Consider the following 21,864-nt stretch of genomic DNA (forward strand, 5'->3'; position numbering starts at 1 on the left):
GGGCCGTCAACCCGGAGGCAAAGCCATCAGCTCGGCGGGAACAGAGTGTCCGGGCGGGTCACGTACTCGGTCGCTTCGGCTTCGGTCATCACCCAGATCTGGCTGATCCGACTGTCCAGGCCCATCTTGATGCCGACGAACTTGCCGGCGATCTTCGGCAGCATGCCGTAGACCATGAAGCGGTTGGTCTCGTCGCGGATGCGGATGGACACCGACAGCGGGTAGCTGATGGTCTTTTCATACAGGCCGATGGTGATGACCTGGCGCAACAGGCTCGGCTTCGGTCGCTTGAGGGTGATCACCGGGTACACTGCGCTATCGACGAAGCCCACCATCATCCCCGAGGGAATCACCCGGTCAGCCAGCGCCGGGCTGCTCAGCCCCAGCATCAAGGCCACCGCGCCGAGTAGCTGAAGCATCCAGCGTTGCAGCGAAGCGCGTGAAGGTACTGCTGAAGTCATCGGATTTCCCGCCCTGGTTTTCCTGATTTCGTTATCGCCCGGTTAAAGTTTCCGGATCTGAGCGTGGAGCGTAGCGGTTCGCCGCTCCGCTGTCCGCACATTGATTCACAGCCTCTGGAGTTTCCAGCGGTGATCACGCGACATTCCCGTGCAGGTCAGCGTCAAGCGGCCGCCCGCCACATTGCGGCGGGATTTCACGCGCTCTATCGTGATGCATTCCGCCGTCACACCGAGAACCTGCCATGAGCTCCCTGCGTGAAGCCCTCGCCCGCTTTCCCCGCCTCGACCTGGCCGGCGGCCCGACTCCGCTGGACAAGCTGGACCGACTCTCCGCGCACCTGGGCCGCGAGCTGTACGTAAAGCGCGACGACACTACACCGTTCGCCCTGGGCGGCAACAAGGTGCGCAAGCTGGAGTTCCTCGCCGCCGATGCCCTGAAGGCCGGCGCCGACACGCTGGTCACCGCCGGCGCGATCCAGTCCAACCATGTGCGCCAGACTGCCGCCGTCGCGGCGAAGCTCGGCCTGCGCTGCGTGGCGCTGCTGGAAAACCCCATCGGCACCGATGACCGCAATTACCTGAGCAATGGCAACCGCCTGCTGCTGGACCTGTTCGGCACCGAGGTAGAACTCGTCCCCAATCTCGATACCGCCGACGAGCTGCTGGCGCAGACCGGCGAGCGCCTGCGCCGCGAGGGGCACAAGCCTTACATCGTGCCCATCGGCGGCTCCAATGCCCTGGGCGCCCTGGGTTACGTGCGCGCCGGACTGGAACTGGCGGAGCAGATTCACAGCAGCGGCCAGGCGTTCTCCGCCGTGGTGCTCGCCTCCGGCAGCGCTGGCACCCATGCGGGCCTGGCGATCGCGCTGGCCGATGCCTTGCCGGAGCTGGATGTCATCGGCGTAACCGTTTCGCGAACCGACGCGGCACAACGGCCGAAAGTCGAAGGGCTGGTCGCGCGCACGCTGGAACTGCTCGGCCACGACATGCCAGCCGTTCCGAAAGTACAACTGTGGGACGAGTATTTCAGCCCGCGCTACGGCGAAGCGAATGCCGGCACGCTCGAGGCAGTGCGCCTGCTGGCCAGCCAGGAAGGCCTGCTGCTGGACCCGGTGTACACCGGCAAGGCGATGGCTGGATTGCTCGACGGTATTCGCCGTGATCGCTTCTCAAAACCCGGGCCTATCCTGTTCCTGCACACCGGCGGTTCGCCGGCGCTGTTCGCCTATCATTCGGCCACTTGAGTCACATATCCATCAGGACTAGGTATGTAATTTTTTATTATTTTATTGCATAACGATTCCGACCCTATAGTCGCCACGCGTTGACTAACCTGCTTAAAACACCAAAAACGGGGACCACCATGACCTTCTCCGCACTGCGACGTCATTTCCTGCTTGCCAGCCTGACCCTCACCCTGGGTGCCAGCCTCTTCAGCCAGGCCCAGGCCGCGGACGACCTGCTCGCCCAGATCAAGTCCAAGGGCGAAGTCCGCGTCGGTCTCGAGGGCACCTACCCGCCCTTCAGTTTCCAGGACGAGAACGGCAAGCTGGCCGGTTTCGAAGTGGACTTCTCCAACCTGATCGCCAAGGAGCTGGGCGTCACCGCCAAGCTGCAACCGACCAAGTGGGACGGCATCCTCGCCGCGCTGGAATCCAAGCGCCTGGACCTGGTGATCAACCAGGTGACCATTTCCGAGGAGCGCAAGAAGAAGTACGACTTCTCTGACGCCTACACCGTCTCCGGCATCCAGGCGCTGGTGCGCAAGGGTGACGAAGGCAAGTACGACGCGCCGGAGAAACTCGCCGGGGTGAAAGTCGGCGTGGGGCTGGGCACCAACTACGAACAGTGGTTGCGCGAACACGTACCGCAGGCTGACGTGCGTACCTATGAAGACGACCCGACCAAGTTCCAGGACCTGCGCAGCGGCCGCATCGACGTGATCCTGGTGGACCGCCTGGCCGCCTTCGACATGGTCAACAAGACCAAGGGCGCCATGGCGCTGACCGGCGCGCCCTTCGCCCGCCAGGAAGCCGGTATTGCCCTGCGCAAGGGCAACCCCGAACTGCTCGCGGCGCTGAACAAGGCCATCGAGAAGTTCCGCGCCGACGGCACGCTGAAGAAACTCTCGGAGAAATGGTTCCAGGCTGACGTCACCCAATGATCGAAGAAAGCCTGCAGCTTGCACTGGATTCCGCGCCCTTCCTGTTGAAGGGCGCGGTCTTCACGGTAGTCCTCAGCGTAGGCGGCATGTTCTTCGGACTGCTGCTCGGCTTCGTTCTGGCGCTGATGCGCCTGTACGGCTTCACTCCTGTGCGCTGGATCGCGCGCATCTACGTGTCGTTCTTCCGCGGCACGCCATTGCTGGTCCAGCTCTTCATGATCTATTACGGCCTGCCCCAGGCCGGCATTGAACTCGACCCGTTGCCGGCGGCGCTGATCGGCTTCTCGCTGAACATGGCCGCCTATGTCTGCGAAATCCTCCGCGCCGCCATCGGCTCCATCGACAAGGGCCAGTGGGAAGCCGCCGCCAGCATCGGCATGACCCGCGCCGAGACCCTACGCCGGGTGATCCTGCCGCAGGCCGCGCGTACCGCCCTGCCACCGCTGGGCAACAGCTTCATTTCTCTGGTCAAGGACACCGCCCTGGCCGCCACCATCCAGGTCCCGGAACTGTTCCGCCAGGCCCAGCTGATCACCGCGCGTACCTTCGAGGTCTTCACCATGTACCTGGCTGCCGCGCTGATCTACTGGATCCTCGCGAGCATCCTGTCGCACCTGCAGAATCGCCTGGAAGACCGGGTCAACCGTCATGACCAGGAGCACGACGCATGATCGAAGTACGCCAGCTGACCAAGCAGTTTCGCGGCCAGGAGGTGCTCAAGGGCATCGACCTGACCGTGCAGCCCGGCGAAGTGGTCGCGATCATCGGCCCCAGCGGCTCGGGCAAGACTACCCTGCTGCGCTGCCTGAACCTGTTGGAAGTACCCAATGGCGGGACCATCCAGGTTGGCGACATCCTCATCGACGCCTCACGGCCGCTCAGCGGACAGCAGGGACTGATCCGCAAGCTGCGCCAGCACGTGGGCTTCGTCTTCCAGAACTTCAACCTGTTCCCCCACCGCACTGCACTGGAGAACGTGGTGGAGGGCCCGATCATCGTGAAGAAGGAGCCGCGCGCCCAGGCCATTGAGCGCGCCCGCCAGTTGCTGGCGAAGGTGGGGCTGGCCGGCAAGGAGGACTCTTATCCCAAGCGCCTCTCCGGCGGTCAGCAACAGCGCGTCGCCATCGCCCGCGCCCTGGCCATGCAGCCGGACGTGATCCTCTTCGATGAACCCACCTCGGCGCTGGACCCGGAACTGGTCGGTGAGGTCCTGGCGACCATCCGCGGCCTGGCCCAGGAAAAGCGCACCATGGTCATCGTCACCCACGAAATGAGCTTCGCCCGCGACGTTGCGAACCGGGCGATATTCATCGACAAGGGTGTGATCGTCGAGCAGGGCGACGCCAAGGCGCTGTTCGCTCACCCGAAGGAAGAGCGCACCCGCCAGTTCCTCAGCAAGTTCCTCGATCAGGGCGAAAAGCGCCTCACCGAATAAGATCGAATTAATAGATTAATATCTGCCGATATTTGCGCTTTTTCATCGATCGATTGCGAGAGAAGATAGTCCCATGAACCGCGCGGACTGACCCACCAGCCAGCCGCGCCCCACGAGGACTATGTCATGATCGAACGCAGACCCTTCCAGCAACTCGGCGGCGCCAACCACGGCTGGCTCAACGCCAAGCACCACTTCTCCTTCGCCGAGTACTACGACGCCGAGCGCATGGACTGGGGCAACCTCCGCGTCTGGAACGATGACGAAATCGCTGCCGGCACCGGCTTCCCGCCGCACCCGCACCGCGAGATGGAAATCATCACCTACGTCCGCCAGGGTGCGATCACCCACCAGGACAGCCTGGGCAACAAGGGCCGTACTGAAGCGGGCGACGTGCAGGTGATGAGTGCGGGCTCGGGCATCGTGCACTCCGAGTACAACCTGGAGAAGGATGTCACCAAGATCTTCCAGATCTGGATCATCCCGTCGGTACGCGGCGGCACGCCATCCTGGGGCGCCAAACCCTTCCCGAAGGGCGACCGCGCCGGGCGCTTCGTGACCCTGGCCAGCGGCCATGAGAACGACGCCGACGCCTTGCGCATTCGCGCCGACGGTCGCCTGGTCGCCGCCACCCTGAAGGCCGGCCAGACCGCGGAGTACGAACTGGGCAACGGTCGCCGCGCCTACCTCGTGCCGGCAACCGGCAAGGTCGAGGTCAACGGTGTCGAACTGCTGGCTCGCGACGGTGCTGCCATCGCCGACGAGGCGGTGGTAAAGGTCACGGCGCTCGAAGACAGCGAAGTGATCCTGGTCGATGTCGCCTGAGTCAGGCCGCAGCAACGAAAAAGGCACGCCAATTGGCGTGCCTTTTTTCTTCCAGCCCTGGAGTCAGCGCTTGCGGCAAAGACTCATGCCATCACCAATCGGCACCAGCGAGTAATCCACTCGCTCGTCCGTCTTCAAGGCCAGATTGAGCTGCTGGATCGCCCGCGTGTCCGCACTTTCCGGGTTCGCCTCCAGCACCCGCCCGCTCCACAACACGTTGTCGAAGACCACCAGGCCGCCCTCGCGCAGTAAGGTCAGGGCATGCTCCAGGTAAATGGAATAATTGGCCTTGTCGGCATCGATGAAGACCAGGTCGAAACTGCCTTGCTGATCACCGGCTACCAGGGCTTGCAGCGTGGACAGGGCCGGCCCGAGGCGCAGCTCGATGCGAGAATCGACGCCGGCGTCATGCCAGTAGCCTCGAGCGATGTCGTTGTACTCGCCGGGAAGATCGCAACAAAGGATATGGCCGCCCTCTGGCAGTGCCTCGGCCATGCACAAGGCGCTGTAGCCCGTGAAGGTACCGATTTCGAGGATGCGTTTGGCGCCGGTCAGCCTGACCAGCAAGGCGAGGAACTGGCCCTGCTCCGGGGCAACCTGCCAGCGGGACATGGGCAGGTTGGCAGTCTCGCTGCGCAAGCGCGCCTTGACGGGAGAATCGCGTAGGGAAACGTCGAGAAGGTACTGGTAGAGCGAGTCGTCCAGGTTCAGCGTGCGGGTGGTCATGGGCCCTCCTGAGAATCAGGGATGGAGGGCGAGACTCTGCACGGCGAGGACACGCTTGGCTTCCAGGAAGGCTTTCTGCCAATAGGCACTGTCGAGGCTGTCCAGGCGTACGGTCCCGCCCGTTCTGGGCGCATGAACGAAACGCCCTTCCCCGACATAGATACCCGCATGGCTGACACCACGTCCACCATTGGTGGCGAAGAAGATGAGGTCGCCGCTCTGCAACGACTCGCGGCCAACGGTGGGCGCGCGCATGGAAATCATCTCGCGGGTGGAGCGCGGCAGCATCAGGCCGGTGGCATCGCGGTAGACGTAGCCGATCAGGCCGCTGCAATCGAATCCGCCATCAGGCGTGTTGCCGCCCCAGCGATAGGGCGTCCCCACCAGGCCAATGGCACGGATCAGGATATCGTCAGCAGCTTGGGTGTTGTAGACGGGAGCGGCCGGCGCGTTCACCACGGGAGGGGGCGACGGCGGAGTGCGACTGGCGCAGGCGGCCAGCGAGGCGAGAGCAACGAGCAGAATGATGCGCTGAGGAACGAGCATGTGATGGCATCCCGTCAAGGAGTGCCATCACTTTGTACCAACAGCGACTTGAGCGCAATACTTAAAGTAAAACTTTAAGTTTAGCGGATCGCTGTCTTCGGCTCGTAGCCCGGTTCGAGCACACGCTTGGCTTCCATGTAGCTCAAGCGCCAGTAGCTCTCATCCAGGCTATCCACCCGCACACCACCGCCACGGCGGCTGGCGGAGTGGATGAACTGTCCGTCACCGATGTAGATGCCGGCATGACTGACCCGACCGCGACCACGGTTGTTGAAGAAGATCAGGTCGCCCGGTTGCAGGTCCGCTTTGGAGACCAGCGGGACGTCCATATTGATCATCTCACGCGTGGAGCGCGGCAGGCTGATGCCTGCTTCTTCGCGGAACAGATAGCCCACGAAGCCGCTGCAATCGAAGCCGGTCCGCTCCGATTTTCCACCAAAGCGGTACGGAGTACCGATCAGCGAGAACGCGCGATCCAGAATGTCGGATACATGGGCAGTCGAACTGCCGTTATCGTTTTTGGCCCCCTCGTCCTGCGACTCATTCATCAGCGCTATGTTGTGCTGATTTACCTGGAACGCTGCTCGAGTGGCAGGCACTGAAGCGACCTGGTTCGGCTGCGATTCCGGCGAATGGCTGGCGCAAGCTGCCAGCAGCAGAACGAAACTCATGGGCACGAGGGGTGCTAAGCGTTTAAGCATGGGCACGACCGTGTCTCATTAGCTCCATTTATTAGCGGGCTAATTTGCCCGCTCAATGGGGGCAATGCAAGTTTTTTATCGCGGAATGTGACCCAGCAGGCGCGGCATAATGTCTAAGGCTCGACCCACCATTCTTTCTTCGACCACAGAACTGAGGTCGGTCAGCCCAGGATTCACCTCGGCGGTGAAGCCTCCTGCGTCCCGCGTACGCAGCACCGGCTCGATGATGTAGGGGAAGCTCGCAGTGGTCCCCACCAGCAGAACAACGTCGAACCCTTTGCGCAATTGCGCATACAGCGTATCGATCGCCTCCTCCGGCAACATCTCCTCGAACAGCACCACTGGCGGGCGCAGCACGCCTGCGCAGCGCGCGCATTTCGGCGGCAATGGGCCATCCAGGTGCCCGGCCAGCTCCGGGCTTTCCAGCCCGCACGACTGGCAATACAGCGGAGCCAGCTCGCCATGGATCTCGATCAACCGCTCCGACGGCGAACCGGCGCGACGGTGGAAGCCATCAATGTTCTGCGTCAGCACCCAGCACTCCGGCTTGAGCCGTTGCAGCTCCGCGATGGCGCCGTGACCGGCATTGGGTTGCGCACTCAGGCAGGCCTTGCCCAGCTCGGCCAGGTATTTCCAGCACAGCGCCGGGTCCTTCTGCAGCATCGGACCGGAGATCGCCACCTCGATAGGTATTCCTTCCGCTGTGCGTCCGTTGTAAAGACCACCCAGGCCACGATAGGTCGGCATGCCCGAATCGGCGGAGAGCCCAGCGCCGGTGATCACCAGGATGCGTTCAGCGCGAGCCAGTGCCGCACCGGTGCGTTCGATGGCCGAATCCATGCGCCCCTCCTCCGCGGCCGGGCCGCGCGTCAGTGGTTGACCGTGTACGACAGCATCATCGAGATATGGCACAACGGACGGCCGCTTTGCTCCTGCCAGGTGTTGAACGCTGCCTGAACCAGCGCGAGGTCCTTCAGGCTGGTTGGCGTCTTGTCGACGATTTCCTGGGCCTTGAGCGCAGCCACCACGTCATCGCTGAGAACGAAGGTATCCTTGCCGGCCATGCGCAGGAATCGCGGCGCTGACATGCCGCCCAACTGATTGCCCCGCTTGGCCAGCAGCTTCCACAGACCGACGATGTCGCTGGACGGCCAGTCAGCCAGGAGCTTGCCGAAGCTGCCGTACTCGCGGGCTACGTCCAGCACGAACTGGGCGTTGCGCAGCACACTCTTGAGCTTGCCCAGGTGCCGAATCAGCCGGGTGTCCTGCATCAGGTTTTCCAGGCGCTCGCCGCCCATCAGCACGACTTTCTCCGGGTCGAAGCCGAAGAAGACTTCCTCGAAGGCCGGCCACTTGGCGTCTACCAGGCTGTGCTTTAGCCCAGCTCGGAAGATGCGCAGGCTGATCAGCGAGAGGTAGCGATCATCGCCGACCGCTACCAATTGGGCCGGCGACTTGGCCTGCGGCAGGCGGGCTTCCAGCGCTTGGACCGAGCCAAAGCGGTTCAGGCAGTATTCGTACAGCCACTGGTAATCGCGCATCGGGCGTCCTTGCGAGGTCTTACAGGTTCATCACGTCGAGGAAGCGCGGGGTGGCGGTCTCGTCGATGCGCAGGCTGTTGAAGTCGAACAGGTTGCGGTCGGCCAGTTGCGACGGCACCACATTCTGCAGGGCGCGGAACATGATCTCGGTACGGCCCGGCGACTTGCGCTCCCAGTCCAGCAGCATTTCCTTGACCACTTGGCGCTGCAGGTTTTCCTGCGAGCCGCACAGGTTGCACGGGATGATCGGGAATTCCTTGAGCACCGAGTAGGCCTCGATGTCCTTCTCGTTGCAGTACGCCAGCGGGCGGATTACCACGTTGCGGCCGTCGTCGGACAGCAGCTTGGGCGGCATGGCCTTGAGGGTGCCGCCGTAGAACATATTAAGGAAGAAGGTTTCCAGGATGTCGTCGCGGTGGTGCCCCAGCGCCATCTTGGTCGCACCGATCTCATCGGCGTAGGTATAGAGGGTGCCACGGCGCAGGCGCGAGCACAGCGAGCAGGTGGTCTTGCCCTCCGGGATCTTCTCCTTCACCACCGAGTAGGTGTCCTTCTCGATGATGTGATACTGCACGCCGATGGACTCCAGGTACGCCGGCAGCACGTGCTCGGGGAAGCCGGGCTGCTTCTGATCCATGTTCACCGCGACGATCTCGAACTGGATCGGCGCTACCTTCTGCAGGTACAGCAGGACGTCCAGCAGGGTGTAGCTGTCCTTGCCGCCGGACAGGCAGACCATCACTTTGTCGCCGTCCTCGATCATGTTGAAGTCGGTGACCGCCTCGCCAACCTGGCGGCGCAGGCGTTTCTGCAGTTTGTTCTGGTTGACCGAAAGGGTGCTGGCCATGGTGCTCTGGAATCCGAAGGGCAAGACGAAAAGCCGGTCATTTTACGCGCAAATCGCCAATGACGGACACCGCACCTTCAAGCCACTGATCCAAAAGGCCTTCTTTCCGGGGCACGACCCTGAGTGTCGATATAGTGTCGAAAGCTAGAAGAGGCAGCATCAACGAATGGTAAGCACTACGCCAGCCCCGTCCTCCCGAGCAGCCATAGCCTCTTAACAAAAAAGCCGCATCAAGAGGTGCGGCCCTTTCACTTCTGAGGAATTAAGCTTCCGGCTTCTTCTTGCCTATGGTCCACTCGGACCGCTTAAACGGCTCCCTATGGGCATGCTTGCCGGCAGGAATTTCCTGGATTTCACCGCCTTTAGAAAGAAATGCTGAGATTTGCTTATCCAGCTCCGAACGTGCAAATTTGATCTCTGAATTAGACATCAGTTCACCTGAGGTGATGAGCCACCAGATTGGCAGCTAGTGTTCCACTATACACACAAATTATTCCCACCCCCTACCGCCTGACCGAATTCTGAAACCCCCTAAAAATTACCTATCTATTATCTGAAAAGCCTGTATGGTGACCCCCTGCCTGCTCGGTTTAGCGGCACCGATAGATGTTTTGTCTTCTTGATTCTCCATCTTTGCGGCCCTCTTCACTTCGCACCCAGTCATGTTTTGCATTTTGCTTAGCGTGATCATTATTTGGAGATTCATCATGACCACTCGTCAAACCGGAACCGTAAAATGGTTCAACCCCGAAAAAGGTTTTGGGTTCATTACTCCTGAAAGTGGCGCGGACGTTTTTGTTCACTTCCGTGCCATCGAGAGCACTGGTTACAAAACACTGGACGAAGGCCAGCGCGTTAGCTTCTACGTGACCAACGGCGCGAAAGGCCCTCAGGCTGACCAAGTGCAGACAATGTAACGGTCGCTCAGATGAAGAGCCCCGCAAATGCGGGGCTTTCTCGTTACTGCACTTACCAGAACTCACGAATGGCGCACCATCGATATCGCCCCCATTAGCGAACAACTCATCTGGACATGCTTGATTTTATCGCATCGATCAGCTTTTCCATCCCAATAGGTTTTTGTAGAAACATCCGATAGGAATTCTGCTCCATCAAGGGACGGCCGGACATTAGAATAACTGGAATTTCCGGACGTTCGACATCCAAAACCTCAGATAGTGCGACTCCATTCATTTCACCAGGAAGATCTACATCAGTCAGAACCAAACGAACTAAGTGATCATATTTCCTCACCGTTTCGAGAGCATCCTCAGCCGTACCGTACACTTCAGCTGAAATTCCGTTTTCATCCATGACTATCTGAAGCAAAAAAGCGAGAACGCTGTCATCTTCGACGATCAAAACAACAAGATCATCGGCACTACGATCTTCGATATTCACGGTGGAGGCCTTAAAAGCCCACCTCGAATAGGAGGGATAGTACAGTGATCCTCTCTTTTCCCTTAAAGAGCAAGCTATTTCGCACGACAATTAATAAGTAATTAATTAGATCCGCAGCCAATCACTGACGGCGAATATCCATCCATACAAGAAGCATCAAGGCGATCGTACGATTCGACCTTCGTGAATTTCCTTCACGAAAATCTCCAGCGAGTCGGCATCTCGCTCAAGCTGGCTAGCCATCGCCCTCAGCTCGTCTCTCAGAGCAGGAACCATGGCGGCAAGCGATGTGAGACGGTCCGCAACAGCTGCATTATTGAATGAGGTGGTGCGCAGAGCTGTAAGCAGCTGCTTTTCCGCCCTGTTCATTGCAACGCCGCTATACCACCATCTTGCACCCGCTCCGCCAAAGATCGCAGCGACACTGCATGCCTGCGAAGCAACTCGATAACCTCTGTTACCTCGCAACCTAACCCACTCGGCAACTCTAAAGCCGCTCGCTCCAGAACCACCGCCGCTGCCTCGTTCTGGAACGAAAGCTCGGCCAAGGTTACGCGCACCTCTTCAGTAGATCGATTGCGAGACATTACGCACTCCTTCCATAGGCATCAGCACAGACCTGCTGGTAACCATAGACTTGTTTATTCGCCTCGGAAAACACCAGACACCACCATTCCCAGCCGATGACGGAAACCAATCAAATTATCGGATCAACCATTGCCCCCCTGTCGAAGATAGACAGAGGATTGAGCAAAACCGCATCCTGAAGGTACTCGGGGGAGAGATGGGCATAGCGCATCGTCATGTTCAGCGACGTGTGCCCCAGGATCTCCTTCAGCGCGAGGATGTTGCCTCCATTCATCATGAAGTGAGACGCAAAGGTGTGGCGCAGAACGTGGGTGCACTGGCCACGCGGCAGCTCGATATTGCAGCGTTTCACCATGCGAGCGAATGCCTCTCTGCAGAAGGGAAATCGGGTCTTCTTAGCGAAGTAGACCTCCAGACGGTCTTGCAGCTCCTGGGAGATAGGCACCGAGCGGACGCGCTTCGACTTGGTGTTGGCGAAGACCACACAGCCCGCACGAACCATCGGCCAAGTCAGTCGTTGAGCTTCCGACCATCTCGCCCCCGTAGCCAAGCAGATCTCTGATATCAGGGCCAAGTGTGGGAACGTCGAGTAGTTCCGCAGCGCAGATACCAAGGTCGCGACCTGCTCTTTCGACAGGAACGACACCACCTCCTGCTGTGGCTTCAGCGGCTTCAATGTATCCAGGGGATTGGCGTAGTCGATATCACCGAGTCGTCGGAGCTCGGTATAGATGGACTTGAGGTAGGAATACCGCACGTTGATCGAGCGCGGGAGTGCCCCTTCCTCCAACTCCACTTTACGCAGTGCCACCAAGTCAGAGACCGTGAATGTCTGAGCGATAGGATTCCCCAGCTTCGCAGCAATGAACAGCAGCATGTTCTTGCGACGTCGCCCGCTGGTGATCGCATGCCCGTGCAGCTCGAACCAACGCTCGATGAGCTGAGACAAGCGACGCATGTCCTTCGGCCTGGGATTCCACTCCGGTGTTACTGCCAGCTTCGCGCGTACAGAAGCTTCGAAGCGTTGAGCTTCGCCCTTGGTCTTGAACCGTTTGCGGAAGCGCTTCCCCTTGATGGGTTCGACGTCGACGAACCAGCGACCATCCTCCAGCTTAGTGATCGCCATCAGATCGCGTACCCCCGCTTCAAGTACCGATCATTTATGAGTCCAATGATGTGTCTTTCGAGGTCGCGAGTGCTGTAGCCCTTGGCGGTATAGTGATCCTCGATCACATGCCAAAAGGGCAAAGTACGCCCGACCTCTAAGGCTTTTTTTGGTGGTACGCGCTCCCTTGCAATGAGGCTAGCGAACTGGCCCAGGAACATCTCGCAGTTCTTGCCGGAAAAACCCTGAGCCGTCTTGTAGTAGCGGCGATATTCGGTGCGATCAATGAGCGGATCGGCCTCTACCTGCACCTGAGTATCCAGGGTGATGAGCGACCAGAAAGGATTGAACTCCTTCGGGCTGTCCAACAACCGGAAGCTCTCACAGGCGTAGCCCCACAGACCTTGCAGATGCGGGCACAGACCCGCGTAGGTACGGCAGCCGATGACCTCACCAGAGGTCATCCTGGATCCTTCGGAGAACTGCTGTACCACCGAATGGTGGAAACGAAACTCGATACGCCAGACCGTTTCCAGAGGGTTGTAAGCAGGGTCACCATCACCGAAGGGATCGCCATTCAGGTTGGCCCAAACACATTCCCAATAGTCGAGCTTGTCGGTTGTCCGGGCTTGGAGCGTTTTGTTGTAGATGCACAGTTGCAGCCCGCTGGCCGAGCCGAACATGTACGTTTCACCACGGCCGTAGACCGAGGCGTTGCCATCGAACTCGATACGCTCGATGCCACTGATCTGGCGAACACGACGGGACCGGCAATGCATGCGATCCACCAAGTCAGACGGAGGCGTCCAACCCTGCACGTCGAGCGCGAGATGCACGGCGCATTGGTTGGTTTCGCAGGCTGAGAGCACGCCTGCGGCCAGGTCATCGAGCATGCCTTGCAGGATCAATGGATCAGCACCGTCGAGGGCGTGCGGGGACACTTCGATCTTGAGATGCGGGCCGATGTTCTCGAGCTTCACGTTGTGATTCTTGATCAGCAGGATCAGCCCCATATCGGCGTTCTGTAGCCGGTACTGATAGCCGGAGTCGCGACCAATACGGCCCTTGGCCCACTGGTAACCGGCGAACTCTACGATGTCTTCTGGCTCATCGAAGATCGCCATGACCTCGGGTCGAATCAGGCCGTTGTACAACTGGCGGACCGTATCCACGCCGCAGCGCAACAGACGCACACCGGAAAGGTCGGTGAACTCCCCTGCCCTACTGCTGAAAAAGATGCGCCCTTTGGGCGACTCGAAAAACTGCCCGTCTTCCTGAAGTACTGCGCGAATCTGGTGTTCTGCTGCCTTAGTCATGATTCAAACCTATCCAATGCTATCCAATGAGTAACTGAGTTATCCGACGTGTTACAGGGTCGTCGGCCGCGCCTTCGGCCTACCGCTCGTGCCTGGCGCTCCCGGCCGGCGGCGCGGCTCGCCGACTCAAAACGGAAACGCCGCCACCGGCTGCATCACCTGCAAGGCGGTGAGAAAACCGAGCGCATACGCGAGCGCGAGCAGCCCAAGGGCGTTGATCAGGCCGTGCAGGGTCATTGGGTCCTCCAGGGGCGTGCGGGGTATTCGGAATCGGGGACGATGGTCAGCGTTGGCCCTGGGGGTGCTGCTGGAGCGGCTACCAGTTCTACGGGCGTTGCTGCGGGTGGCTGCGCTTGTCTGGGGAAGGCTCCGGCGCACACGATGGTTTCGTGGTACGCGCCGTAGGACAGCTCGGCCACGCATTCCGAACGGGCCTTCACGCCGTAGCCGGACTCGCCCATCTGCCAGGAATTGAGCATCAGCCGGCGTCCTTCGGCATCGGTGATGACGAACATGTACATCTCGCGCTGCATGCCCTTCACCAGCCCTTTCACGCGGGCCGCCACGGCGATTTGTCGGCCCGCGAAGGGATGCTCGGCTAGTGGAAGAGTCGAAACACTTGGTTGGCCAAAAACAGCACCAGCAGGAAGAGTGCTACGCGCAGCAGCAGGCGCTTGAGCAGGTAGAGCAGCCCCTTGAGGATGAGGCTCGCTAGCTGGCTGAGAATGGGCAGGATCAGGGTTTTGCTGAGCGCCACCACCGACGACCTTGAGAGGTCCCATATAGCTGACAAAGCCAATAGTGCCGGCCAGCAGTGCCAGTAGAAGAACCAACTTAGGCGACCGGAACAGACTCTTGCCGGCTTTGGTGTCCTGGGTCTTTCCGGTAGCGGTGGACTGGTAGAGGCGGAAGGTCTGCTTTCGGATTCGCTTGTATTCGACGATGGTGCCGTCAGCGGGTGGTCGGTTGAGCTGGGCGTCATGCTGGGCCTCCTTGTACCGGCCGGGGATGCCGATGACCGCGAGGTTGGAATGCTTGTAGGCCATCTCGCAGGTCATGCGGATGTCGTCGCGGATGTAACTGATGTTGGGCGTCGTCAGGACGATGTCCCAGTTGAAGTGGCGATGCCGGGTCCAGGCATCGAGCCAGCCCATGGGCCGATCCGCTTCGTGCGCCGCCTCGGGTCCGCCTGGGAAATCGAATTTCTCCAGATCACGTTCGCGCCAGGATTTGGGGAACAGCAGCTGGGTTTCGTCGAAGATCAGGAACGCGCCCCGCGGTGCCCACTGAAACCACGTGCGCATCTTTTCGAGATCGGCCAGCGACTCCAGATCGAGGTTGATGATCTGCGCGGTGTTCGGCAGATCGGGAAAGACCGTATAGGCCCGCTCCAGGGTGAACCCACGCACGTTGGTGATGATGACGCGGCCCTCCTTGAGGGCGGGGACGGCATCGTCCTGAATCGCGCCGGAGGTTTTGTACGAGCCGTTGGGGCCGTGGTGAATCTTGATGGACATGACTCACCTCCCTATGAACGGCACGAAGCGCATGCAGAAGCGCGTGGCCAGGGCGGAGAACATGATGTTGAGTGCCTGCGGTACGCCGAGGAATTGCAGCGCCGCAGCGAGCGGACCAGGGAGCGTGGCGTACATGGAGCGGACCATGTTGGAGACGCCGAGGCTGTCGATCAGCTCGCGTGCGACGGTGTAACTGACATCGAGCAGGAACAGGAAACCCTGGAGCGCGCTGTACATCGCCCACTGGGTGGCGACCACAAAGCCGTCCTTGATGAAGTCGTAGATCCCTTGGGTGAAGAACTCCCAGATCCATTGGAGGAACAGGACGATCTGGTCGAAAAAGCTGGATAGCCATTCCATGAGGTCACTCCTTCAAAATGACGAAGGCGGCCAGCACTGATGCCATGAACATCAGCGCGTAGCGCAGGTAGGAGAGCTTTTCTTCGTAGGGGGTGAAGCAGAGGCTGACGGTCTTTTTCCAGACCACGAAGGTGTCGCAGGGGAGCTTGCCGCCGCCTTCGCCAAGGTTCAGATCGAACACACCCTTGAGCTGGTCGGCGTTCTCTTTGATCTTTTCGGAGAACTCCTTTTTGGCGTCCTCGACCTTGCCGGACCATGTCTCCAGGGCTTCGTCCCAGCTACCTTGCTTGGGCTGTACCAGGGATTCTTTGGGGCCGTCGCCGCCGTTGGTGCCGCCATCCCCGCCGCCTGTACCGCCACCCGTGGAGCCGCCGCCGTCACCGTTGCCCGTGCCGGGATCAGTGCCGCCGTCACCTCCGTTGTTTCCGCCATCACCGCCACCGGTATTACCGCCGGGGTTATCGGGGTTTTCGTTGCCGCCGCCCGTGGTGGGGAAGCAGGCGGTGCCGGACCACGAATAGCCATCCGGGCATTTGTCGTCGGGGTCGATATCGGAGGGAGTGGTTTGCGCGCCAGTGCAGCCGACCGTGCCGTTGGCGGTTTTCTCGCACTTGAATTGCTTGGCGAGTTGGTCGAGGTAGTCCTGCAGCTGCTGGTCAGGGTTGTCCGGGTTATCCGACATGTCGTCGTTGCCCACCGGATTCATATCGACGGTGCAGACGTTGTCGTTGCAGTTCTCGGGCGAGCCCGGCTCATACACGCAGCCGTCTTTGATTTCCGGATCGAGGTCGAGCACCGCGCCGCCATCGGTGAAGACGAACTGCACGGCTTTGGTGTACTTGTCGCGGGTCTTGCACTCGGCGTCGCTCGGGCGCTGGATCTCGCAGGCAGCGGTTGCCGGGTTGTACTCACTGCCCTGAGCGCAGCCATCACCGACGCGGGTCAAACCCTGCGAGGCAGCAACCGTTGTGCTGGGCCAAGCCACCGAGAAATTACAGGAGGCTTTGTCTGCACCCACCATGACATAGCCGGAATAACTGACTGTCGCGCCCTGATTGATCCGCTGTAGGTACGCCAAAGTGTCGGAGCAGGCGGACGCCGGAGAGTCGAAGTTCGGGCCACTCCGATCACTGAAAATCCAGTAATACGGCGTCAGTGCGTGAGCACCCCCACTGAACAGCACGACCACGGCGGCGATGGCGAGTCGAAGATGCAGCCCCATGGTTCCTCCAGATAGAAAGAACCCCGCCGAAGCGGGGTCCAGGTTCGGCCACATGAGTGGGGTCAGAAGAATTCGCCGCATCGGTACCCGGTGATGAAGGCGCCGGCGAAGAACGCCCCCAACCACACCGACCAGAGCATTTACGCTTTGCGCAACATGCTGTAGATCAGGCCAGCCACGGCCAGGATGACCAGGGCACCGACGATGTAGCCGCCGATGTTGGACATGTCCGACTTGCCGTCGGTGATGGCCTGCTCGACCGCGCTGGTGTCGATGACGCTGGCCGCCCACACCGGCATCGAGGAGGCAGCGGTGACGGTGCCGGCGATGCACAGGTTGCGGAACGAGCGGACCGGGTTGAACTTGGCGATCTGTTGTTTCATGGCGTTCATGGTGTTTCCTCTCTACTTGGCTTTACGAAGAAGTGACGCGACCCAGCCAGTTAAAAGCCCCGTCACGAATGCCCCCAGAACGCCCGCAGCACCGATGCTGAAGGCCTCCAGGGAGAACCCGCCGTTGACCAGGATTTCAATTGCTCCAGCGGCCTCGGGCGGAATCAGATAGGCCTGTTGCCACTCGATCTGCTGGCAGCGCATGAGGCCGTCCGCTGTGGACGCCCAGCTGGTGCAGACCTGAACGGCAACCACGCCTGACATGTCAGCGGGCCTCCTTACGTGGGCGGTCACACCAGCACCAGAACGAGCGCAGCACGAACCACCACAGGGCGAAGAAGGCGAACGCAGCCGCGACCACAGCGATCACGGAATCCAGCGGGTAGGGTTCGAGGAATTCGCGCACCGCACGCACGGCAGGCGATACGGCGCAGAGAATTGCCACGTACAGAACCCAGCCGAAGGCGAAACGGAGCGGCGCTTTCATCTACCTAACCTCCCCGTCAGGACTTGCTGCTGTCGGAGGGTTTGTCAGCGGCGGGCTTGTCGCTGGCCGGCGGCTGAGTGGGGCGCTGGGCCTGGGGTTGCGGCTGGCGGCTCGGTGCCGGGGTGTGCACGTCCTTGCCGGTCGCGAGCAGTTCGGTCAGGACCTGGGTGTTCTTGGTGTTGCCGAAGCGGTCCTTGGTCGGACGGACGACGCTGGCGAACTTGCAGAGCACCGGGGAGCCTTCGAAGACGATGCCGTCGAGCAGGGTCGGCTCGATGTCGTACTGGGTGATTTCGAAGCCACGGGCATTGCCGCGAGCGCCGTCCGGGATCGGCGAAATGGCCTGAACGCTGGCGTAGATTTCGCCGGAGGTTTTGGAAGTGAAGGTGTCGGTCTGGATGACCCACAGTTCAACGACGCCGCCAGTGGTTGCAAACATGTTCATCTGAAGCTCCTTTGCCTTTTTCGGGCATGAGTTGGCCCGCTGCTGCAAATTGGGCGCGTTGGTGGCCGTCTTTCAGCGGGTGTGGTGGTGCCTGGGTTTTGCGATGGTGCTGGCGGTTAGAGGGGGCAACACAAAGGGCTCTGCCCTTGTCATCCCGCTCTCGCCGCCGAGGGCTCAGGAGCGCGGGGCGGTGATGCTGCCCCTCACTCCCGAGCGGAGGCTATTCAGGGAGGGGGACGGTCAAGGGTGCGCTTCGCCCGGCGCTCCGTTTGTCCGAACGGAAAAGCGCGTTCGGACAAGCCGGTGCGGCGGCCCTGGACCTGATTGGCCTTTGCGCAGGCAATGGCTAGGGCGAGCAGCAACACCGTGGTGGTGCGCAGGCTGCCGTCAGGATCGGCAAAGACGAGCTCGGCTTTGAGGTCTTTCTTCGATGGTTCGAAAACCGCCGCCACCAGCATTAGCAGCAGGCCCAAGGGGCCGAAGAAGAAGAGCAGCCAATTGAAGACTTCATCAAACATGGCTCAGCCCTCCAGCTCGAACGGCTCGCGCACCGGGACGAAGGGCGTTGGCTTCCCGCTGTCGTAGACAACGTGCCAATACTTCGGGGGACGGAGCGCGGGCATGTGTTTCGCGCAGGTAAAACCCGGCTCCACCCGGTACGTCGAGTGGATCGAGCGCCACACTCCCGCGACCAGCGCCATCGTAGTAACGACCGTGAAGACCCGCGTAGGGTGGCACTCGGTGCAGCGTGTGGACTGGGAGGCTGCGGGCTTCCCCAGTTCGCGACGGGACCAGCAGACAGAGCAATCGCAGCCCGGGGCGTGAGGTTGACGAACGTACTTCGACAGCATCGGAAGTCACCTCGCGATCAGTAGGCAGACGCGGATGAATCACAGCGAGAGAGAACAGGCACCGCATAGAAGGAAGAACGTCATCATCGCGGTTGGCTTCGACGGTCAAACGTGCGGAGGCAAGCTCCATCCGCCCTTCCTCATGAAGTCGGCGCGCTGCATCTGCGAAGCCATCGGCCACTGCCTTGTGCATCAGTCGGAACGACAGACGCGCAGCGGCGAGCTTTTCTCGAACACGCTGAGCACTGAGCGGAGAAAGAAGGCTCATCATAGGCCCTCCTGTTCCACCAGACGGCGACTCAGCAGCGCCACATTCACCATGACGCGGTTACCGATCTTGATGCGTGGGATGTAGCCGACGCGAATCCAGCCCTCCACTACCCCCTCGGGCATCCCAATCCACGACGCGAATTTCCGCCAAGGCATCAGTACGGGAGCGTTTTTGACCGCTTCGAGAGAAACCTTGCTTCCGTTCTGTTCCATAACCTCCCCCTAAGTTACGATCAGCTAATTTATGGGAATCTTAAATTGCAGTATTTACAAATCACATACTCCAAACATACCCATAATTGGACCTGATACCTAGGATTATTTGCAAATATTTAAGAACTTTTAGGAATGATAAAGGGAAGAATTGTAAGAATTTGGGAATATAAGTCTCTGACAGCTAAGAAACTGGAAGAGCTGACAGGTATCGACCGCGAAAAGTGGTACGCGCTCCGGAACGACAAAAGGCGAGCTAACGAGGATGACATTGAAGCCATCGTTAGAATTGCCCCGGAATATGCCTTATGGCTCGTGACCGGCGAGATAGCCCCTTCTGTTGGGCAAGTCAGTCCCGACTACGAAGAGGCAGATACCCTCTTACAAGGACCCCACGCGGGATAGAGCTGACAAGGAAAGCAGCCCTCAAGTGGTTCATAGAAAAAAAGGGATAACGCCCTAAGAAGCGTTGTGCTGCGTGCAGTAAGTCAAACCAGCACCCAAGGACGAACGATGAACCGATTAATCGCCCTCCCCTTCTTCTTTATGGTCGGCACAGCATGGGCTGAGCCGAGATCGGCAACCTCTCAGGCAGTAGAGGCCTTAGGCCCTATCGCCAAGCCAATCAGCCAAGCGCTTGACCAGGCCGCCACAGAGCTAACGGCCCAATCAAAACTGTTTGGGAGGAATGCACGGAAGGAGCTTCAGCAAGAGAAAGTGGAAGAGGAAAGCGCCCGCTTCCAGAAAATGCGTCAGATGCGCGTCTACAGCGAAGCGTGTCAATTCTGGCTCGAGCGCGACCAAGTGAACCCAAACTCCAAATCCAAAGCAGGCATCAGAGATAATTGTTAGAAACGGTGAGAATCAGCTACCGACCCAAAGCAGACTGTTCAAACAGCTATTTGTCGCATCGTCTCTCGCTTCGAGGGAGCATCATGCAGAATACGGATGGATAGCCTTCTTTGATGTGTGTATCAGATCTGCCACAAAGTGATGACAAAGTGCTATGAATGCGCTAGTTATCGCTAGCCGAGACTGAGTTCAGCCCGGCTACTCCCCACACCTGCACACCTGCACACCACGGATGGATGCATGCGGGCTATCAATTTGATACGGATGTCAGTTAGCGTGCGCGCTCCCGCGCCTAGCCGGGTATGGCAAGAGGTCCTCTCGTGAACCTCCTGCTCATCCACCAGAATTTCCCCGGTCAGTTTCGACACATAGCGCAGTATTTTTCAGCGCAGCCCGGTCATCGTGTCATTGCCATTGGCCGGGATACTGCCCCAGGCCTGGGCGGTGTCGAGCTACACCGATATCGACCGCATCGTGTCGCATCTCCGCAGACACATCCGTACCTGCAATCTTTCGAATCAGCTGTTCTGCACGGCCAGCAGGTTGCGCGTGTAATCCAGAAACTCAAAGCCGAAGGTGTTCGCCCCGATGTCATTCTGGGCCATCCCGCGTGGGGCGAAACGCTCTACGTGAAGGACGTCTTTCCTGATATCCCGTTGGTGCATTTCTGCGAGTTCTATTACCGCACCCAAGGGGCAGATGTAGGATTCGACCCGGAATTCCCCGCCTCGCTCGATGGCAATTGCAGGCTAAACACGCGTAACGCGCTGCACCTTTTGAACATGCAGCAGTGTGATTGGGGAATATCTCCAACTCACTGGCAGCGCAGTGTGCATCCTGAGCCATACCTGCAGAAGATCAGAGTCGTTCACGAAGGTATTCCGATTCGGCAGCTCGGACCTGATCCGAAAGCCAGTCTGGTGCTTCCTTCCGGGCTCGAGCTGAAAGCGGGTCAGCCCGTTGTCACTTTTGTCGCTCGGAACCTGGAACCGTATCGGGGGTTCCACAGCTTCATGCGAGCCGTGCCGCGAGTCCTGAAAGAGCACCACACTGCTCAGATACTGGTAATCGGTGGAGACGACGTCAGCTACGGCGGCAAGCCGAAAGACGCTGCGAACTGGCGCGAACGAATGCTGAGGGAAGTGCACATTGATCACAAGCGTGTGCACTTTCTTGGCAAGGTCCCTTACGAAACCTACTGCAAGGTACTGCAGGTCTCGGCTGCTCACGTTTACCTGACCTACCCCTTTGTCCTGTCCTGGTCGATGCTCGAAGCGATGGCCTCGGGGTGCCTGGTTATCGGCTCGGATACCGCCCCGGTGCGGGAAGTCGTGCGGCATGGCGAGAACGGCTATCTGGTCGACTTCTTCGATACCCAGGGCATCGCTGATCAAGTGCTACAAGCCCTGAATAGTCCCCAGACACAGCAGGCTCTACGAGCCGAGGCACGTGAAACCGCGTGCCGTTACAGCGTTGAAGCCGGCTTGACCGGCTACCGGGAGTTGATTGCCGAAGCTCTCTCCGCTTCGGGCAAACAGCCCGCACCCACTACCTCCTCCCTGACCCAGTTGGCCTGTCCTCTCTGACACGCCAGGAAAA

The 21,864-nt window shown here is 59.8% G+C and carries 30 protein-coding genes; 8 read left to right on the forward strand and 22 right to left on the reverse strand.

Features of this window, described 5'->3' with window-relative positions:
• Nucleotides 1-26: 26 nt before the first annotated feature.
• Nucleotides 27-461, reverse strand: coding sequence for a hypothetical protein (locus ACKI1H_RS28245; protein ID WP_246084941.1), 435 nt, complete (start codon nt 459-461; stop codon nt 27-29).
• Between the two features lie 242 nt (nt 462-703).
• On the opposite strand from ACKI1H_RS28245, the gene ACKI1H_RS28250 reads away from it, so the two are divergent.
• The 5 genes from ACKI1H_RS28250 to ACKI1H_RS28270 all read left to right on the forward strand — a co-directional run bounded on the left by ACKI1H_RS28250 (nt 704) and on the right by ACKI1H_RS28270 (nt 4,885).
• Nucleotides 704-1,705, forward strand: coding sequence for a D-cysteine desulfhydrase (locus tag ACKI1H_RS28250; protein WP_440467032.1), 1,002 nt, complete (start codon nt 704-706; stop codon nt 1,703-1,705).
• Between the two features lie 119 nt (nt 1,706-1,824).
• On the forward strand, nt 1,825-2,625 hold the full coding sequence (gene tcyJ, locus ACKI1H_RS28255; protein ID WP_138526275.1) for a cystine ABC transporter substrate-binding protein: 801 nt from the start codon (nt 1,825-1,827) through the stop codon (nt 2,623-2,625).
• Nucleotides 2,625-3,296: a cystine ABC transporter permease gene (gene tcyL / locus ACKI1H_RS28260; protein ID WP_171049556.1), complete on the forward strand. Its 672-nt coding sequence runs from the start codon at nt 2,625-2,627 to the stop codon at nt 3,294-3,296. The genes tcyJ and tcyL overlap by 1 nt, the downstream gene beginning before the upstream one ends.
• Nucleotides 3,293-4,060 carry an L-cystine ABC transporter ATP-binding protein TcyN gene (gene tcyN, locus ACKI1H_RS28265; RefSeq protein WP_440467033.1) on the forward strand — a complete coding sequence of 256 codons (768 nt, stop codon included), beginning with the start codon at nt 3,293-3,295 and terminating at the stop codon, nt 4,058-4,060. The genes tcyL and tcyN overlap by 4 nt, the downstream gene beginning before the upstream one ends.
• Nucleotides 4,061-4,186: 126 nt before the next feature.
• On the forward strand, nt 4,187-4,885 hold the full coding sequence (locus tag ACKI1H_RS28270; protein ID WP_138526273.1) for a pirin family protein: 699 nt from the start codon (nt 4,187-4,189) through the stop codon (nt 4,883-4,885).
• Nucleotides 4,886-4,948: 63 nt separating this feature from the next.
• On the opposite strand, the gene ACKI1H_RS28275 is transcribed toward ACKI1H_RS28270, so the two are convergent.
• The 7 genes from ACKI1H_RS28275 to ACKI1H_RS28305 form a co-directional block, all read right to left on the reverse strand.
• Nucleotides 4,949-5,611, reverse strand: a complete 663-nt coding sequence (locus tag ACKI1H_RS28275; RefSeq protein ID WP_138526272.1) for an O-methyltransferase — start codon at nt 5,609-5,611, stop codon at nt 4,949-4,951.
• 15 nt (nt 5,612-5,626) lie between these two features.
• Nucleotides 5,627-6,157, reverse strand: coding sequence for a C40 family peptidase (locus ACKI1H_RS28280; RefSeq protein WP_138526271.1), 531 nt, complete (start codon nt 6,155-6,157; stop codon nt 5,627-5,629).
• 80 nt (nt 6,158-6,237) lie between these two features.
• Nucleotides 6,238-6,864, reverse strand: a complete 627-nt coding sequence (locus tag ACKI1H_RS28285) for a C40 family peptidase (protein WP_138526270.1) — start codon at nt 6,862-6,864, stop codon at nt 6,238-6,240.
• 69 nt (nt 6,865-6,933) lie between these two features.
• Entirely contained in the window at nt 6,934-7,698 is a 765-nt protein-coding gene (locus ACKI1H_RS28290; RefSeq protein ID WP_440467034.1) for an NAD-dependent deacylase, read from the reverse strand.
• A gap of 29 nt (nt 7,699-7,727) precedes the next feature.
• Complete coding sequence (locus ACKI1H_RS28295; protein ID WP_440467035.1) at nt 7,728-8,399, reverse strand: DNA-3-methyladenine glycosylase I; 672 nt, start codon at nt 8,397-8,399, stop codon at nt 7,728-7,730.
• Between the two features lie 19 nt (nt 8,400-8,418).
• Nucleotides 8,419-9,246, reverse strand: coding sequence for a tRNA 2-thiocytidine(32) synthetase TtcA (gene ttcA, locus ACKI1H_RS28300; RefSeq protein ID WP_138526267.1), 828 nt, complete (start codon nt 9,244-9,246; stop codon nt 8,419-8,421).
• 262 nt (nt 9,247-9,508) lie between these two features.
• A complete protein-coding gene (locus ACKI1H_RS28305) occupies nt 9,509-9,676 on the reverse strand; it encodes a hypothetical protein (RefSeq protein ID WP_341785695.1) in 168 nt (55 codons plus the stop codon).
• A gap of 277 nt (nt 9,677-9,953) precedes the next feature.
• Between ACKI1H_RS28305 and ACKI1H_RS28310 the strand changes: the two genes are divergently transcribed.
• Nucleotides 9,954-10,163: a cold-shock protein gene (locus ACKI1H_RS28310; RefSeq protein ID WP_280055964.1), complete on the forward strand. Its 210-nt coding sequence runs from the start codon at nt 9,954-9,956 to the stop codon at nt 10,161-10,163.
• 106 nt (nt 10,164-10,269) lie between these two features.
• Here ACKI1H_RS28310 and ACKI1H_RS28315 read toward each other — a convergent pair whose 3' ends face one another.
• From ACKI1H_RS28315 to ACKI1H_RS28380, 14 genes are all read right to left on the reverse strand, one after another.
• Nucleotides 10,270-10,647 carry a response regulator gene (locus tag ACKI1H_RS28315; RefSeq protein ID WP_440467036.1) on the reverse strand — a complete coding sequence of 126 codons (378 nt, stop codon included), beginning with the start codon at nt 10,645-10,647 and terminating at the stop codon, nt 10,270-10,272.
• A gap of 365 nt (nt 10,648-11,012) precedes the next feature.
• A complete protein-coding gene (locus ACKI1H_RS28320) occupies nt 11,013-11,234 on the reverse strand; it encodes a hypothetical protein (protein WP_280055962.1) in 222 nt (73 codons plus the stop codon).
• A 110-nt stretch (nt 11,235-11,344) separates the two neighbouring features.
• Complete coding sequence (locus tag ACKI1H_RS28325) at nt 11,345-12,361, reverse strand: phage integrase (protein ID WP_440467037.1); 1,017 nt, start codon at nt 12,359-12,361, stop codon at nt 11,345-11,347.
• Complete coding sequence (locus ACKI1H_RS28330) at nt 12,361-13,656, reverse strand: hypothetical protein (RefSeq protein ID WP_440467038.1); 1,296 nt, start codon at nt 13,654-13,656, stop codon at nt 12,361-12,363. Before ACKI1H_RS28330 ends, ACKI1H_RS28325 begins: the two co-directional genes overlap by 1 nt.
• Nucleotides 13,657-13,889: 233 nt before the next feature.
• The gene (locus ACKI1H_RS28335) at nt 13,890-15,173 is read right to left on the reverse strand and encodes a zonular occludens toxin domain-containing protein (RefSeq protein WP_440467039.1); all 1,284 of its coding nucleotides are present in this window, start codon (nt 15,171-15,173) and stop codon (nt 13,890-13,892) included.
• A 3-nt stretch (nt 15,174-15,176) separates the two neighbouring features.
• Nucleotides 15,177-15,533: a DUF2523 family protein gene (locus ACKI1H_RS28340; RefSeq protein ID WP_151188328.1), complete on the reverse strand. Its 357-nt coding sequence runs from the start codon at nt 15,531-15,533 to the stop codon at nt 15,177-15,179.
• A gap of 4 nt (nt 15,534-15,537) precedes the next feature.
• Nucleotides 15,538-16,755: a hypothetical protein gene (locus ACKI1H_RS28345; RefSeq protein ID WP_440467040.1), complete on the reverse strand. Its 1,218-nt coding sequence runs from the start codon at nt 16,753-16,755 to the stop codon at nt 15,538-15,540.
• Between the two features lie 140 nt (nt 16,756-16,895).
• On the reverse strand, nt 16,896-17,147 hold the full coding sequence (locus ACKI1H_RS28350; RefSeq protein WP_192224048.1) for a major capsid protein: 252 nt from the start codon (nt 17,145-17,147) through the stop codon (nt 16,896-16,898).
• A gap of 12 nt (nt 17,148-17,159) precedes the next feature.
• Complete coding sequence (locus ACKI1H_RS28355) at nt 17,160-17,411, reverse strand: hypothetical protein (RefSeq protein ID WP_192432115.1); 252 nt, start codon at nt 17,409-17,411, stop codon at nt 17,160-17,162.
• A gap of 1 nt (nt 17,412) precedes the next feature.
• Nucleotides 17,413-17,634 (reverse strand): hypothetical protein, encoded by a 222-nt coding sequence (locus ACKI1H_RS28360; RefSeq protein WP_192432117.1) that lies wholly within the window; start codon nt 17,632-17,634, stop codon nt 17,413-17,415.
• A gap of 16 nt (nt 17,635-17,650) precedes the next feature.
• Nucleotides 17,651-18,079: a DNA-binding protein gene (locus ACKI1H_RS28365; RefSeq protein ID WP_440467041.1), complete on the reverse strand. Its 429-nt coding sequence runs from the start codon at nt 18,077-18,079 to the stop codon at nt 17,651-17,653.
• Between the two features lie 224 nt (nt 18,080-18,303).
• Nucleotides 18,304-18,597 carry a hypothetical protein gene (locus tag ACKI1H_RS28370; RefSeq protein ID WP_440467042.1) on the reverse strand — a complete coding sequence of 98 codons (294 nt, stop codon included), beginning with the start codon at nt 18,595-18,597 and terminating at the stop codon, nt 18,304-18,306.
• A gap of 3 nt (nt 18,598-18,600) precedes the next feature.
• Entirely contained in the window at nt 18,601-18,930 is a 330-nt protein-coding gene (pflM, locus tag ACKI1H_RS28375) for a lysogeny maintenance protein PflM (protein ID WP_440467043.1), read from the reverse strand.
• 267 nt (nt 18,931-19,197) lie between these two features.
• A complete protein-coding gene (locus tag ACKI1H_RS28380) occupies nt 19,198-19,323 on the reverse strand; it encodes a hypothetical protein (RefSeq protein ID WP_440467044.1) in 126 nt (41 codons plus the stop codon).
• 603 nt (nt 19,324-19,926) lie between these two features.
• Between ACKI1H_RS28380 and ACKI1H_RS28385 the strand changes: the two genes are divergently transcribed.
• Complete coding sequence (locus ACKI1H_RS28385) at nt 19,927-20,265, forward strand: hypothetical protein (protein WP_440467045.1); 339 nt, start codon at nt 19,927-19,929, stop codon at nt 20,263-20,265.
• Nucleotides 20,266-20,585: 320 nt separating this feature from the next.
• Complete coding sequence (locus ACKI1H_RS28390; protein WP_440467046.1) at nt 20,586-21,851, forward strand: glycosyltransferase family 4 protein; 1,266 nt, start codon at nt 20,586-20,588, stop codon at nt 21,849-21,851.
• Nucleotides 21,852-21,864 lie beyond the last annotated feature (13 nt).

This window comes from Pseudomonas sp. YH-1 (assembly GCF_051990045.1).
GTDB lineage: Bacteria > Pseudomonadota > Gammaproteobacteria > Pseudomonadales > Pseudomonadaceae > Pseudomonas > Pseudomonas nicosulfuronedens.